Origin of the sequence: Rahnella sp. NRRL B-41462 (assembly GCF_003263525.1) — a bacterium.
Classification (GTDB): domain Bacteria; phylum Pseudomonadota; class Gammaproteobacteria; order Enterobacterales; family Enterobacteriaceae; genus Rahnella; species Rahnella aceris.
This window is the reverse complement of record NZ_JYDF01000014.1, coordinates 43,256-57,365: the sequence shown is the minus strand read 5'-3', so window position 1 is coordinate 57,365 and position 14,110 is coordinate 43,256. Positions and strand designations below refer to the sequence as shown.

Here is a 14,110-nt window from a genome sequence, read left to right as displayed (position 1 = left end):
TAATTTATGGGTAACTACCTGAAGAAAATTGTTGAGAAAATGAATGTCGAGGCACGTGAGTGCCTTGATGCCGCGATCAGTCTGGCCGTCAGCCGCACGCATCACGAAGTGGACATCGAGCATTTACTGCTCGCACTGGTGACCCGTCAGCCTGCGCTGATTGAGCAACTCTGTCTGAATGCCGGATTGCGGGGTGATGCGTTAGTCGATGCGCTGAAAGTCAGTCTCAACCACCTGCGCAGCGGCAATACGCGTAGCCCGGTATTATCGGAGCTGCTGGTCGAACACCTGGAGAAATCCTGGTTGCACGCCAGTGCCTGCTGGCAGCAAACACAACTGCCGGTACAGGCTTTTCTGGGTAGCCTGATTGCCAGTGAAAAAGACAATCAGATTCACCTGTCGTCAGCCTTACAGCAGGCGCTGCTGTGTCAGGCTGATTGCGCTGACCGGTTGCTGCACGATGCCTGCGCACCGGCACAGGCCACGAATCATCCTGCTGCAACCCGCCACAATACGGATTCTGCGGTGATGAAATTTACCCGTAACCTGACTGAACAGGCGCGTGATGCGGCACTGGATCCCGCGCTGGGTCGCGAGCCTGAAATTCGTCAACTGATCGACGTGCTATTACGCCGCCGTCAGAACAACCCGGTGCTGACCGGTGAACCGGGAGTGGGGAAAACCGCGCTGGTTGAAGGGCTGGCACAGCGCATTGCGGATGGCACTGTACCGGAAGCGCTGAAGTCAATGGAGATTCTGTCGCTGGATATGGGGTTGCTTCAGGCCGGTGCCAGCGTGAAAGGCGAATTTGAAAACCGCCTGCAAACCCTGTTGCGTGAAGTGAAAGAATACCCGTCTCCGGTCATTCTGTTCATTGATGAGGCGCATACACTGATTGGCGCGGGGGGACAGGCCGGTCAGAACGACGCTGCTAACCTGCTTAAACCAGCGCTGGCTCGTGGGGAAATGCGCGTGGTGGCAGCCACCACCTGGGCTGAATACAAAAAATATTTTGAGAAAGATGCTGCCCTGGCACGACGTTTTCAGGTGATCAAAGTGGCGGAGCCTGATGAAGAGACCGCCATCGCCATGCTGCGATCCCTGAAACCGGCTCTCAGTAAACATCATGGCGTGCAAATCCTCGAAAGCGCGCTCGTGGCCGCTGTTCGCCTCTCCAGCCGCTATATTTCTGGCCGCCAGTTGCCGGACAAATCCATCAGCTTGCTGGACACCGCCTGCGCTCGGGTGGCGATTTCACAGTGCCATGAGCCCAAAGAGATCGAAGATCTTAATGCGATGATCAGCAACATTCACACTGAGCGGGAAAGTCTGCTGAAAGAGGGCGAGAATCCCTCCCGGGTGAAATGGCTGGACCAGCGTGAAAGCGAACTGAAGCAAAGTCTGGAGGCACTGCTGCCGGTCTGGCGTCAGCAACAGCAGATCGTGGCGCAAATTAATAGTATTGAGGATGTGGCGCAGATTGCCGCATTGCGTGTGCAACTGGCTGAGATGCATAAAGATCAAGCTCTGGTGTATGACTGCGTGGATGCGACCTGTGTCGCAGATGTGATTGCTGGCTGGACCGGTATTCCGCTGGGCCGGATGATGGAAAAAGAGCAGCAACAGCTTGGCGATCTGGTTGCACGTCTGGAAAGCCGGGTGATCGGGCAATCCCACGCATTAGCGGACATTGCGCAGCAAATCCGCATCGGGCGCGCCAATCTGGCGGATCCGGTTAAGCCGACCGGCGTCTTTATGCTGGCCGGGCCCTCCGGAGTTGGGAAAACAGAAACGGCGCTGGCCTTGTCTGAGCTGCTTTTCGGTGGCGAGCAAAGTTTAATTACCATCAATATGTCCGAGTATCAGGAAGCACATTCTGTATCAGGCCTGAAAGGTTCCCCGCCCGGGTATGTGGGTTATGGGCAGGGCGGTGTGCTGACCGAGGCGGTGCGTCGTCGTCCATACAGCGTGGTGCTGCTCGATGAAGTTGAGAAAGCCCATCCGGATGTGATGGAGATTTTCTATCAGGTATTTGATAAAGGCGTGATGGAAGACGCTGAAGGCCAACTGATCAATTTCCGCAATACCCTGATTATTCTGACCAGCAATCTGGCCAGCGATCGCGTGATGACCGCCTGTGCCGCCGGAAATACGGATCAGAAAGCGTTGACAGCACTCCTGCGGCCTGAATTCGATCAGTACTTCCGTCCGGCGCTGATGGGACGTTTACAGCTGATCCCTTATCTGCCGGTCGTGGGCGAAACACTGGCAAAAATCATCCGTCTCAAAATCGATAAAGTGTGCAAACGCTTTAGCGGTGCCGGTGAAGGTAATTCCTCCCTGAGCTACAGCGAAAAAGTGGTGGAGTTCATGGCCAGCCGCTGTCAGGTCGAACAAAGCGGGGCGCGCGAAATTGATGCTGTCCTGAATCGGGAACTGCTGCCGTTGCTGACCGACCGTCTGCTGGCGGTCGAAAGCAAAGCCGATATCCGCCTGCAGGTTGGTGTCAGTAAAGATCAGCTCACTCTGACGAAACAGTCAGCGACCAAACGCTCTGCCGCGAAACAACCCGTCTGAGTGACAGGAAAAGGATAACCATGAAAAACCGGGTGAATTTGCGCGCACTGAAAATTAACGGGCACGATCCGAGGCTCAGCAAATCCTTTCTGTTGCTGAGCAGTGAGCTAAGCCCGCTGAATGGCACCATTCCCGCCAGACTGGACTGGAATGCGCTGGAAGAACGGTGTTTTCAGCTGTTCCATGAATATGGCTACGACCTGCAGAGTGGCATGTGGTTTTGTCTCATCAATCTGCGGCTTAAGAGCTGGAAAGGGCTGGCGCTGGCACTCGATCTGCTTTCGACGGCATTTACCCACAACAGCCAGCGCTGCTGGCCGCCGGTGGCCGCCGTTCAGCAGCGACAGCAGTTGATCGACTGGTTCAATGCCAATGTGGCGACGCATATTTATACGCTGGAGTACGGGCCGGAAAACAGCGCGGAAATGCGACAGGTAGAAAGAAGTATCGGCGTGCTGTGCACACAGTCCAAAAACCTGCAATCACGCAGCCATGACTCGCTGAACAATCTGCATTATTTCCTGCAGGTTCGCTGTCGTTCCGTGCCGTATCCGGTCCACGCCAAAGTGACGAAAGCGATACGTGAGCCCGTAGATAAGACTCCTCAGGTATTGAGTGAGAAAAATGTCGCTGCACTGCTGACTGACATCGTACCTGATGTAGAACCGGTTGAAATCCAGCTTGCTGAGACACATCACCCGCGCCCGTTATTGTGGGGGCTCGGTGGAATGGCTGCTGGCATAGCGGTTTGCGCCGTCGCTGCGGCGTTCTGGTTCTCATCGCAGACGTTGAGTTTTAGTGAAAAGTTGAGCGTCCCGTTACTGACATTGCAACACAGTGAGCGTCAAATAAATGACGCCTGGAACAAAGCGCCTGAAGCCGATCTGAATGCGCAAAAAGAGGCAGTGTTAGCGCAGGCGGCGCCGGTGCTGACATGGCTGAGCGAACAACCCTCTGATGTATTGCTGCGTCAGGGTGAAATATTGTCTGATCATCTGGAAAAAGCCTATCCGGGAAATCAGTACAGTGCTCAATGGCAGCGCACAGTAGATGAAAAGGCGGGAGATATTCCGGCGCTGGACGGTTTAGTGCTTGCTAATAAACATCTTGATGAGCTTGAAGCCCGGTTGCTGAACGCTGAAAAGAAACACAGCCAATATATGACCGTGTCAGAATTGAAAACAGCGGTATATCAGATACGGCAGGACCTGCAGCGCAATGGTGTGCCCGCTGAAACCCTACTCTGGCAACTCAGTCAGCAAAATGAAAATACCGATCAGTCTAATTCGGCATTATTAAAGCAGGTCTCACAAAGAATCGAAGCGTTAAATTCAATCTATTTTATGTATTTATTTGAAAAGCCTATCTGAAGAATTTATTAATAGTAATTATGTAATGGAGTTACATTATGTTCGGTAAAAAACAGTTAAAGTCTCCCGATGCAGATAAAGTCAAAGCGTTGAAGAAATGGGACGCTCGTGATAAAAAAAGACAACTGCTGATTCACACGGTTTCTGCTAACTATGTGAATACACCACTGCTCATGAAACCGGGCAGAGATGTTTTTAAAACCTGGGATATTATTTCAAGTTCATTCATTGATCTGGATAACGTGCTGGCCGGTTTCCGGCTGGGGGCCGGACTCACGGTCAGGTCGCAATCAGGATTATTTTTCGAAGCAGGATTTATTCTCGATGTGCCGGTGCAAAATATAATGGGAACATTCAGCGGTGATGTATGGTTTCCTAATCATGCGGGTGTCAGTAATGGTATGGTCTATAACCGTTTTGCCCTTGCTGACAATATTTTCGCGGGCAGATCTAAAAAGAAAGAAATCATTGCTCCCGGTGGTTACAATCAAATTCAGCCACCCCAAAAGATACTCAAGAACACTAATTACCAATGGCATAATGAGATCCTGCTTATTGGTCGTCCGGATATTAATACTTATCAGGGATTACCTCCGACGCGTGAGATTAAAATAGCGGGGATTTTTGTAGCACCTAAGACTATACGTCCGACTCGGGAAGCGACCCTAGGGATTAACGAAAGGTTGTACAAGTTAGTTGAACGGATGAAAAAATGTAATCCTGGCGTTCCGGTTATTGACATTTCTCGTTAAAAATCCCCTTCACAGAGATGAGCGTCATGTGTAAGCCCCCTTAAACCGGTTCGCTTTACGCATGACTATCATGCCCTTAATGTCAAAAGTTAGCCTTGAATAATAAAGCGTTCATCTATACCCGATGGCGTATGAGTGTATCTATACTCTTTCTGTGGGACGACCAACGTCGCCCCGGAAATTGTGAAGCCACTCATGAAGCAAACTAAAAATAAATCATCGCTGCTTACTGTGACCGTGGCCTGTATCGGTGTTGTCTATGGCGACATCGGTACCAGCCCGTTGTATACCCTGCGTGAATGCCTGACCGGACAGGCGGGCATCGCCGTGACGCAAAGCGCGCTGTTCGGCTTTCTGTCATTGATTTTCTGGCTTCTCATGCTGGTCGTTTCCGTTAAATACATCAGTTTCGTCATGCGGGCTGATAACGACGGGGAGGGCGGCATTCTCACTCTGATGGCGCTGGCTATCCGCAATCTGAATCCGCGCTGGATCCCGTTCATTATGTTTATCGGCCTGGTCGGCGGCAGCTTCTTCTATGGTGACGGCGTTATCACGCCTGCCATCTCGGTGCTTTCGGCGATTGAAGGGCTGGAAATTATCGGGCCATCGCTCGACCGCTTTATCATTCCGTTTTCTATTGCTGTTCTGACGCTGCTGTTTTTTATTCAGAAGAACGGTACCGGTAGCGTGGGGAAAATTTTCGCCCCGGTGATGGTGGTATGGTTTATCACGATCGGCGCGCTGGGCATCGGCGGCATCGTACGTAATCCTGACGTATTACAGGCGCTCAACCCTTACTGGGCGGTGCATTTCTTTGTGGAATTCAAAACCGTGTCGTTTTTCGCACTCGGTATGGTGGTGCTTTCAGTCACCGGTGGCGAAGCGCTATATGCAGATATGGGGCATTTTGGTAAGAAACCCATCCGCATCGCCTGGTTTGTGCTGGTCGGGCCTTCGCTGGTGATGAATTATTTCGGGCAGGGCGCGTTGTTACTCAGCCAGCCTGCGGCCATTAAGAATCCGTTTTTCCTGCTGGCACCTGACTGGGCGCTGGTTCCGCTGCTGGTGCTGGCCACGCTGGCGACGGTCATTGCTTCGCAGGCGGTAATTTCCGGCGTGTTCTCTCTGACACGTCAGGCCGTGCGTATGGGCTATTTGCCGCCGATGCGCATTATTTACACCTCCGATGTGGAGTCGGGGCAAATCTACATTCCGGTCGTCAACTGGCTGCTGTATTTTGCCGTGCTGATTGCGATCGTCAGCTTCAAACATTCCAGTAATCTGGCCTCGGCGTACGGTATTGTGGTCACCGGTACGATGGTGATCACGTCTGTACTGATCGGCATTGTGATGATTAAAAACTGGGGATGGAAAAGCTGGGCTGGCGGCCTGGTGATCACGGCCATGTTGCTGATTGATGTACCGTTGTTTGCCGCCAACCTGAGCAAAATTTTCTCGGGCGGCTGGTTGCCAGTGGCAATCGGGCTGACCATTCTGGTGATCATGCTGACCTGGAAAACGGAACGTTCGCGGTTGCTGCGCCGCTTGCGTCAGGATCCGGAAGCGCTGGAGGCTCTGATTACCTCGCTTGAAAAAGCGCCGCCACAACGGGTGCCGGGAACGGCCGTGGTGATGTCGCGCGGGCAATATGAAGTGCCGCTGGTGTTGTTGCATAACCTCAAGCACAACAAGATATTGCATGAGCGCGTGGTGTTACTGACTATCGTCACCGAGGATGTGCCGTATGTGCATAACGTACAGCGGGTGATTATCGAACAGCTTTCACCGGCATTCTGGCGGGTTATCGCCCGTTATGGCTGGCGGGAAAAGCCGAATGTGACGGATATCCTTTATCGTTGCGGGCTGGAAGGGCTGCAAAGCAACATGAATGAAACCTCATTTTTTTATGTCGCGCGACACCTTTATTCTCGGCGAGCCGCGCCCGTGGTACCTGAAGGCACGCGGAAAACTATTTCAGGTATTGCAGCGAAATTCTCTGCGTGCGCCGGAACATTATCATATTCCACCAAACCGGGTGATTGAGCTGGGTGCGGTGGTGAAATTCTGAGGAAGGCCACAGGTCAACCGCCGGTGCATCAGGCACCAGCGGTAAAGGCGGATTAAGTTTGCGGAGCGGAGGAGGTTAAATCTGTGATAACAGACGCTGCTGAATCCTGCGTCGCTTGTGATGCTGGCGACTGAGTGACGGGCGTCAGTTCGGTGATGTTCGGCGTCTGCGTCCCCTGCGTGGTTACCGGTGTTGCAGTTTGCGTTTGCGGAGTCGTTACCGGCGCGGCAGGTGTTACAGTCTGCGTTTGCTGGGTCGTTACCGGCGCGGCAGGCGCTACAGTTTGCGTCTGTTCAGCTGCGGCAGGATCTTCAATTTGTGCTGGCATGCTCGGAACGGGTTCTGCCGGAATTGATTCTGACTTCGGTTTCGGAACCGGCGTTGATGCGCGAACAAGGAATGTCGGTTTGAGGTTCGCAACCGAATAGGTTACATGACTGATCGCATCGCGCGAAGTGGCCACTTCGACAGGGGATATGGTCACGCGGCCAACAAGTGAACGGGCATAGCCGCCGACTTTATGTTTGCCCTCCGGAAGTTGTAACTCCATACTCTCGCCAATCCCCAGCGCACCGGCATCTTTACCATCAATGGTCACATACAGCTTGGTGCCGTCGTCGGTTTTGGTCGGGACGTGCGTTACGGTCACCCGCGTGGAGCCAAAATCGAAAGCCGGTGCCTGGTCGGCGGTTTTCGATTTTGCACATCCTGTCAGGGCTAAAACGGCTGCTACGGCAGCCAGGGTGAAACGATAACTCATAGTGCGACGTCTTCCTTTAAGGGATTTTTGTGATCTGCGTACCAATATACCCGATCTCCGGTGAGAGATGAATGCGCATTCCGGGAACTCAGAGCAGTCTGTTATCAGCTATTCTTCGGCCTTGCCCGTTTTCTTTCATGCGATGAGGTTAGTCATGCATCAATTCCATTCTTATTGTATTTCAGCCTCAGGGGAAGAAAGGGGGCAAGGGGATTTCGAGGCTCGTTTTCCTTACTGGAGTTTCACCAAAACCACGATAGCGATTTGCGCGCTGAAGCTCAGTGAACGTGGCGTTTTGCAGCCCGACAGCCGCATTGACGGCGCGGCTTATACACTGCGGCAGCTGCTCAACCACACCGCCGGATTGCCGGATTACGGCTCGCTGAAAATCTATCACGACGCTGTCGCTGCCGGTGAGCAACCCTGGGAGCGCCAAAAATTACTCAATGCCGCCTTAGCCAAAGGCATGTTGTTTGCACCCGGTGAAGGCTGGTCCTATTCCAATGTCGGCTACATGCTGGCACGCGAGCAGATTGAAGCCGCGTCTGGACAGAGTTTTGCGCAACTGGTGGCAGACATCATCACCACACCGCTCGGGCTCACCAGCATTTCTCTTGCCACCACGCGCGAAGAGTTCGCGCAACTTCACTGTGAAGCCGCCGGAAAGTACGATCCGGGCTGGGTGTCTCACGGTTGTCTGGCAGGCAATGTGCGGGACGCCGCCAGACTGTTGCACGGTTTATTCACCGGCAAACTCCTCAGCCCGGCATCGCTGGCTGACATGCGGGTGACATACCCGCTCGGCGGTGCCCTTGAAGGGCGACCGTGGACCGAATGCGGTTACGCGCTCGGGCTGATGAGCGGCGCAATGGGAAAAGCCGGACGCTCGGCAGGTCACTCAGGCGGCGGTCCGTCGTGCGTGAATGCGGTCTATCACTTCCCGGATCTCAGCGAACCCGTGACCGGAGCCTGCTTTACTGACGGATATCACGAAGGGGAAGCCGAGACTGAACTCGGCAGACTTGTGCAAAACGTCGAATAATGCGGAAAGGGGTTCAGACCTGCGGTTCATGACAACAAATACACAGTTTATTGCCATCGGCGTCGCAGAAATACGCGCCGTAATAATCCGCATGATAATGCGGACGTAATCCCGGCTGGCCTTCGTCCCTTGCGCCATTGGCGATAGCGTATTCATAGATCCGATCAACCGTGTGACGTGTTTTTGCCAGCAATGCCACCATCTGGCCGTTACCGGCGCTGGCGGTATCGCCATCAAGAGGTTTACCTATCAAAAATAACGGGCGCGGTGCATCAGGTGCCATCCACGCCGCCCAGGGTTTTTCATCGTCACAAAACTTCAGGATATGCCCCAGTTCAGCCATCACCGTGGCATAAAATTTGTAAGCGCGCTCAAAGTCGTTAACGCCGATACAGATGTGTGAAATCATGGGTGCCTCCATTGAAACTGAACACTTTTTATAGCCGGTTATGGCATTGCGTGCAGACTTTTGTCGTCAGACAACCGGAGCATTATTCCACTTTGTGCTAAATTAGCCCTCATTCTTACCCGTATTCCCCGAGGCAACATGTTCACTCCGCTCAACCGTACCACCCGTGAAATGAAGATCAACAATGTTGTGCTGGTCACTAATGCATTGAAATCACTGGGGTCGGCAACAAAAGCAGATTTAGCGGTTGCTACCGGGCTGAGCATTGCGACGTGTGGTGCGGTGCTTAATGAACTGAGTCTGCGCCATGAGGTACTGGCGCTGGAACTGGAAGTTTCTCGTGGTGGGCGTCCGGCGCAGCGCTATGCATATAACCCGGACTTCTTCTCCGTACTGAGTTTGTATGCACAGGGCAGTGACACGGCGGCGCAGATTATCTGGTCGGTGAATTCAGCCACGGGTGAAAGCCTGGCTCAGGGCGAAGTTCGTTTTTTGCCGCTGATGCTGGCAACGTTTTATCAGCAGATTGAATCGCTGCTGGCAGATTACCCGAATATTAAAGCGCTGGGCGTTGGATTGCCGGGTGTGGTGGTGAAAGGCACCGTCGCGACCTGCGATATCACGGTGTTTGCCGGTGTTGCCATCGAACAACAACTGCGTGACCGTTTTGGCCTGTACGTGCAAGTCGATAACGACATGAACTATACCGCCTGGGGTTTTTACCGCAGCAGTTGTGCCGGCGTCACTGCGCCGGTTGCCTATGTATTTAAGCCGGATGTCCCTTGTCTCGGATGCGGGATGGTGATTAACGGACAGGTATTACAGGGCGCAAGCCAGTTTGCCGGTGAAGTTTCCAACCTGCCGTTTGAGCATCTGAACACGCTGCCGGTGGCGGAAGAGATGGCAAAAGTGATTGTCTCGCTGACGGCGATTATCAACCCGGTCACCATTGCACTCTCCGGCCCTAAAATCAGCGAAGCGCTGATCCCGCAACTGACGGCACTCTGCCAGCAGTATATTCCCGCGCAACATATGCCTGAACTGACTTACCGCCCCTCCATGCGTAAGGATTATCTGCAAGGTATCACCGAACTGACCCTGCATAATTACAATCTGTACGTCGCTTTCGGCGAGTAATCCGTATTGACTTTTTTTTGTCCTCACCTCTATACTTGCCACTTATTAAAAGTCTTTTAATAATTAATTTTCTGCCGGGGGAACCTGATGTCACTGTCATCTGAAATGGAAAGTGTCAACGCGCATGCCGGAAGTCCTGCCCGACGTGTCGCCACGCGGGCTATATTTTTTGTTACCGGCATGGCGATGGGGTTGTGGGCGGCGCTGGTGCCTTACGCGCAGTTGCGTACGCATTCCGAAGCGGGTGATCTCGGATTACTGTTGCTGTGCCTGGGTGCGGGGTCACTGCTGTCGATGCTGGGTTCCGGTCGGATTATTGGCCGGTTCGGTTGCCGGGCGGTGATTGTGGCCGCCGTGGTGTTGTATTGCCTGATGTTGCCGTTGCTGGCGGTGTTCAGTGATATCGGGTTGCTGGCGCTGAGTCTGTTTATTTTCGGCATGGGAATTGGTCTGGCTGATGTTGCGGTCAATGTGCAGGGAACGCTGGTTGAACAGGCAGCGGATAAACCGCTGATGTCTGGCTTTCATTGCCTGTGGAGCGTCGGCGGTATTGCCGGGGCCGGTGGCGGCGCGTTACTGCTCAGTGCCGGTATTTCGCCGCTCGGCAGCACGTTTTTTGCCGTGGCGCTGGTTGTCATCGTGACTGCCTGGTCTTTCCGCGGCATGTTACCGTTTGGCGCGCATGAGGAAGACGGGGCTGAGGGCAAACCTAAAGCGAGGCCGAATTTTCGCCTTGCGCTGATGGCCGTGATGGCGATGATCTGTTTTATGGCTGAAGGAGCGGTGCTCGACTGGGGTGGCGTATTTCTGACTCGTGAGCGCGGGCTGGCGCTGGAACATGCAGGCTGGGGCTTTGCGGTGTTTGCTGTCGCGATGTCGCTGATGCGCCTGACCGGCGATGCCATTGTCAGCGCGCTGGGACGCAAAAGAATTCTGGTGGTGGGCGGTGTGCTGGGGATCGCCGGTTACCTGATGGTGGTGCTGTTACCGGGCTGGATCCTGCCGTTATGCGGGTTTGCGCTGGTCGGTATCGGTGCGGCCAATATCGTACCAGTACTGATTACCCTCGCAGGCCAGGAGAAAGTGATGCCGGTGAATATGTCTGTGGCGATGGTTGCCACACTTGGGTATCTCGGTGTGCTCGGTGGCCCGGCAGTCATTGGCTTTATCGCCCATTTATCCAGTTTATATGTGGCATTTTCGGCGGTAGCTGCCGCGTTTCTTATCATCACGTTTGGCGCATACAAACTGAAGTATTGATTGTTTTCAAAGATCAAGGTTTTATAACTGAGTAGTAAATTTGCCCGCTGGCGCCTCAACCCCGCCAGCCTTCTTTCACCGTTAATGATAAAAATCCGACCCTGCAAGGAGCTGTGATGGCCGTAAAACTTATTGCCGTAGACATGGATGGAACCTTTCTGAACCCGCAACATGAATACAATAAAATCCGTTTTCGCGAGCAATATCAGCAACTGCTGGCGCGCGATATCAAATTTGTGGTGGCCAGCGGTAATCAGTATTACCAGCTTAAATCTTTCTTCGATGACATCGATGAACAGATTGCCTATGTGGCGGAAGGTGGGGGTTATGTCGTCGACAAAAAAGAAGAAGTTTATTGCGGCAAACTCGAACCTGAACAGGTCGCTGACGTACTGCACTGGATCAGCCGGACACCGGGCATTAACACCATCGTTTGCGGCAGAAAGGGCGCGTATGTACTGAACGGCACCGATGAAGCCTTTATCAGCCGGATGCGTCGTTACTATCACCGCCTGAGCAAAGTGAGCGATTATGCCGAAATTCACGACACGATTTTCAAATTCGCGCTTAGCTATAGGGAGGATGACGTCTATCCGCTTATGGGCGAAATTACCCGCCATCTGGGCAATATTGTTGCGCCGGTTACCAGCGGGCACGGTTCGGTGGATCTGATCATCAGCGGAAATCACAAAGCCTGCGGCCTGCAAAAAATCCAGAAAATCTACGGTATCCGGGATGAGGAAGTGCTGGCCTTCGGTGATAGCGGAAATGATCTCGAAATGCTCAGCTATTGCGGATTTGGTTTTGCGATGGAAAACGCCTCGGCAGCGGCCAAAGCTGCCGCAAAATACACGGCACCATCAAACAGCGATGAGGGTGTGCTGAACATTATCGATGATGTGCTTAATGACCGTGCGCCGTTTGCCTGAACGACGAAAGACTGAAGAAAAGTGAACTGAAACAAAAGGCTGCCAGAGAACGGGCAGCCTTTTTAATTGTGCAAAAACTTAAGGTACGTAATCCGGAGGAACATCGTTGTTTCCCGGCGGGGCCGGATAGTAGTCCGGTGGCACCTCTGACTGTGCCTGAGGTTGCGCACTGTAACCATAGCTGGCATCGACCGGCACTTTATTGCCTTTGGCATACATGCACTGGGTGTAGACGGTATCGTATTGATCCTGCAAATTACCGCTGCTGGCACCTGCGCCGTTACTGCCCATCGCGCTGCCAATCAACAAACCACTGCCTGCGCCAACCAGCGCGCCCGCTCCGGCCTGATGAGACGCCGCGCCTAGCAGCGCACCCGCCGCTGCACCTACAACGGTGCCTGCCGCGGCGGTATTGACTGCGTTATTGTTGGCTGTTTGTGCGCCGCCGTTAACACTGTTGTAGGCGTCATTCCGGCAGGCCATTTCATCCATACGGAATTGCTGATAATCCTTACCGGTGCCGGGTAACACCATCACATCGGGCCGGGTGGGAGGAGAAACGCAGCCGGAAAGCGCTGCAGTCAGGGCGATAACCGCCAGCGGAGTGAACCTGTTCATGAAATTATCGCCTGTTAACGCGGTGCGGAATCACCTACAACCACCTTCATCCAGCCGCGCGGACAGCGCTGCACATGCGGATAGTAGCCCGCAGGATTCTGGCAGTAATAGGCATAGTCAGGAGTTTTCTCAACATATGTCTGCGGTTGTGCTGGTGTAACGTAGACCACCGGCGGCGGCCCGTAATACACCGGAGGCGGTGGTGGTCCCCAGGGGATGCCGACGATAATGCGCGGTCCACCGTATCCACCGTGATAGTAGCCGTGACCATAATAACCATGCCCGTAATAGCCATAGGCAAACGATGCAAAGCTGGCAGACATCAGCACGCCAGCGGTCAGCATCAACAACAACCTTTTCATAACAACCTCGACGCGCAATGATCGGATACAGGGAATGGCTTAAATGCCACCATTCCTGAGCGTAACGATACGCCCAAGTGTGGGAAAAGGTTGGCGGGAGATCAGGGTGAATCTGACAAGGTAACGCCAGCAATTGTGAGCAAAAAATTCACGGGAAAAGATTACTTTACGAACATCGGAGAGGGCGTGGGAATATCGGGGAAAACCGCCCGGTTCTGTTAAAAAACCAACCCGGCGGCGGATGAGATGCGGCGTTAAATCAGGATTTTTTCTCTGCCGTAAAGCGTCTGAACGCTTCAAGCGTTTCATCGCTGACGTGATGCTCAACACCTTCTGCATCGAGGCGCGCGGTTTCGGGGCTGATCCCAAGGGCAATAAAGAACGCTTCTACGACGTTATGACGCTCGCGGTTTTCCGCTGCCAGCCGCTCACCTTCAGGCGTAAGGAAGGTTCCGCGATAGGGTAACTGATGAACCAGCCCGGCATTGGCCAGTCGTTTGAGCGTTTTTGCGACGGTAGGCTGAGAAACCCCCAGCCGCGCGGCCAAATCGACCTGACGCGCTTCGCCAAATTCGTGGATTAAGTCTGAAATCAGCTCAACGTAATCGTCCATTAATTCCCGGCGATGTGCCTCGCGCACCTGTAAAAAACCCTGAGCGTGTTCTTCCACATCCAGTAATGGATTTATTTTTTTTTTCTTTCACTACGCCTGCCTCTTTCTTGCTCAACGGTTTTTACCGTTGCCGCGTACACCACGGCAACTCACGCATTGTAAACCAAGTACACACATCTACCAATTTCTGAAAACTTTGCCTTGGCTATG

The 14,110-nt window shown here is 53.3% G+C and carries 12 protein-coding genes and 1 pseudogene; 8 read left to right on the top strand and 5 right to left on the bottom strand.

Features of this window, described 5'->3' with window-relative positions:
- Nucleotides 1-6: 6 nt before the first annotated feature.
- From tssH to kup, 4 genes and pseudogenes are all read left to right on the top strand, one after another.
- The gene (tssH, locus tag UC14_RS04865; protein ID WP_112197332.1) at nucleotides 7-2,577 is read left to right on the top strand and encodes a type VI secretion system ATPase TssH; all 2,571 of its coding nucleotides are present in this window, start codon (nucleotides 7-9) and stop codon (nucleotides 2,575-2,577) included.
- A 20-nt stretch (nucleotides 2,578-2,597) separates the two neighbouring features.
- A complete protein-coding gene (locus tag UC14_RS04860; protein WP_013578188.1) occupies nucleotides 2,598-3,947 on the top strand; it encodes a VasL domain-containing protein in 1,350 nt (449 codons plus the stop codon).
- 38 nt (nucleotides 3,948-3,985) lie between these two features.
- Entirely contained in the window at nucleotides 3,986-4,699 is a 714-nt protein-coding gene (locus UC14_RS04855; protein WP_112197331.1) for a hypothetical protein, read from the top strand.
- A 195-nt stretch (nucleotides 4,700-4,894) separates the two neighbouring features.
- Nucleotides 4,895-6,770: pseudogene (gene kup, locus UC14_RS04850) on the top strand (low affinity potassium transporter Kup).
- Nucleotides 6,771-6,822: 52 nt separating this feature from the next.
- Here the strand turns inward: kup and UC14_RS04845 are convergent.
- The gene (locus UC14_RS04845; protein ID WP_112197330.1) at nucleotides 6,823-7,530 is read right to left on the bottom strand and encodes a hypothetical protein; all 708 of its coding nucleotides are present in this window, start codon (nucleotides 7,528-7,530) and stop codon (nucleotides 6,823-6,825) included.
- 154 nt (nucleotides 7,531-7,684) lie between these two features.
- Here UC14_RS04845 and UC14_RS04840 point away from each other — a divergent pair, with 154 nt between their 5' ends.
- Nucleotides 7,685-8,572 carry a serine hydrolase gene (locus tag UC14_RS04840; RefSeq protein ID WP_112197329.1) on the top strand — a complete coding sequence of 296 codons (888 nt, stop codon included), beginning with the start codon at nucleotides 7,685-7,687 and terminating at the stop codon, nucleotides 8,570-8,572.
- 13 nt (nucleotides 8,573-8,585) lie between these two features.
- On the opposite strand, the gene UC14_RS04835 is transcribed toward UC14_RS04840, so the two are convergent.
- Nucleotides 8,586-8,981 (bottom strand): VOC family protein, encoded by a 396-nt coding sequence (locus tag UC14_RS04835; RefSeq protein WP_112197328.1) that lies wholly within the window; start codon nucleotides 8,979-8,981, stop codon nucleotides 8,586-8,588.
- 138 nt (nucleotides 8,982-9,119) lie between these two features.
- On the opposite strand from UC14_RS04835, the gene UC14_RS04830 reads away from it, so the two are divergent.
- The 3 genes from UC14_RS04830 to UC14_RS04820 all read left to right on the top strand — a co-directional run bounded on the left by UC14_RS04830 (nucleotide 9,120) and on the right by UC14_RS04820 (nucleotide 12,307).
- Nucleotides 9,120-10,118 carry an ROK family protein gene (locus UC14_RS04830; protein ID WP_112197327.1) on the top strand — a complete coding sequence of 333 codons (999 nt, stop codon included), beginning with the start codon at nucleotides 9,120-9,122 and terminating at the stop codon, nucleotides 10,116-10,118.
- A gap of 87 nt (nucleotides 10,119-10,205) precedes the next feature.
- On the top strand, nucleotides 10,206-11,378 hold the full coding sequence (locus tag UC14_RS04825; protein WP_112151393.1) for an MFS transporter: 1,173 nt from the start codon (nucleotides 10,206-10,208) through the stop codon (nucleotides 11,376-11,378).
- Between the two features lie 116 nt (nucleotides 11,379-11,494).
- On the top strand, nucleotides 11,495-12,307 hold the full coding sequence (locus tag UC14_RS04820; protein ID WP_013578196.1) for a Cof-type HAD-IIB family hydrolase: 813 nt from the start codon (nucleotides 11,495-11,497) through the stop codon (nucleotides 12,305-12,307).
- Between the two features lie 78 nt (nucleotides 12,308-12,385).
- Here UC14_RS04820 and UC14_RS04815 read toward each other — a convergent pair whose 3' ends face one another.
- The 3 genes from UC14_RS04815 to mntR all read right to left on the bottom strand — a co-directional run bounded on the left by UC14_RS04815 (nucleotide 12,386) and on the right by mntR (nucleotide 13,975).
- A complete protein-coding gene (locus UC14_RS04815) occupies nucleotides 12,386-12,925 on the bottom strand; it encodes a glycine zipper family protein (protein ID WP_013578197.1) in 540 nt (179 codons plus the stop codon).
- A 14-nt stretch (nucleotides 12,926-12,939) separates the two neighbouring features.
- Nucleotides 12,940-13,287, bottom strand: a complete 348-nt coding sequence (locus UC14_RS04810; RefSeq protein ID WP_013578198.1) for a hypothetical protein — start codon at nucleotides 13,285-13,287, stop codon at nucleotides 12,940-12,942.
- Between the two features lie 259 nt (nucleotides 13,288-13,546).
- On the bottom strand, nucleotides 13,547-13,975 hold the full coding sequence (mntR, locus tag UC14_RS04805; protein WP_037040926.1) for a manganese-binding transcriptional regulator MntR: 429 nt from the start codon (nucleotides 13,973-13,975) through the stop codon (nucleotides 13,547-13,549).
- Nucleotides 13,976-14,110: the final 135 nt, after the last annotated feature.

Excerpts from the sequence above, each read along its gene's own strand:
- tssH (WP_112197332.1), top strand. The coding sequence starts at position 7 with ATGGGTAACTACCTGAAGAAAATTGTTGAGAAAATGAATGTCGAGGCA.
- UC14_RS04860 (WP_013578188.1), top strand. The coding sequence starts at position 2,598 with ATGAAAAACCGGGTGAATTTGCGCGCACTGAAAATTAACGGGCACGAT.
- UC14_RS04855 (WP_112197331.1), top strand. The coding sequence starts at position 3,986 with ATGTTCGGTAAAAAACAGTTAAAGTCTCCCGATGCAGATAAAGTCAAA.
- UC14_RS04845 (WP_112197330.1), bottom strand. The coding sequence starts at position 7,530 with ATGAGTTATCGTTTCACCCTGGCTGCCGTAGCAGCCGTTTTAGCCCTG.
- UC14_RS04840 (WP_112197329.1), top strand. The coding sequence starts at position 7,685 with ATGCATCAATTCCATTCTTATTGTATTTCAGCCTCAGGGGAAGAAAGG.
- UC14_RS04835 (WP_112197328.1), bottom strand. The coding sequence starts at position 8,981 with ATGATTTCACACATCTGTATCGGCGTTAACGACTTTGAGCGCGCTTAC.
- UC14_RS04830 (WP_112197327.1), top strand. The coding sequence starts at position 9,120 with ATGTTCACTCCGCTCAACCGTACCACCCGTGAAATGAAGATCAACAAT.
- UC14_RS04825 (WP_112151393.1), top strand. The coding sequence starts at position 10,206 with ATGTCACTGTCATCTGAAATGGAAAGTGTCAACGCGCATGCCGGAAGT.
- UC14_RS04820 (WP_013578196.1), top strand. The coding sequence starts at position 11,495 with ATGGCCGTAAAACTTATTGCCGTAGACATGGATGGAACCTTTCTGAAC.
- UC14_RS04815 (WP_013578197.1), bottom strand. The coding sequence starts at position 12,925 with ATGAACAGGTTCACTCCGCTGGCGGTTATCGCCCTGACTGCAGCGCTT.
- UC14_RS04810 (WP_013578198.1), bottom strand. The coding sequence starts at position 13,287 with ATGAAAAGGTTGTTGTTGATGCTGACCGCTGGCGTGCTGATGTCTGCC.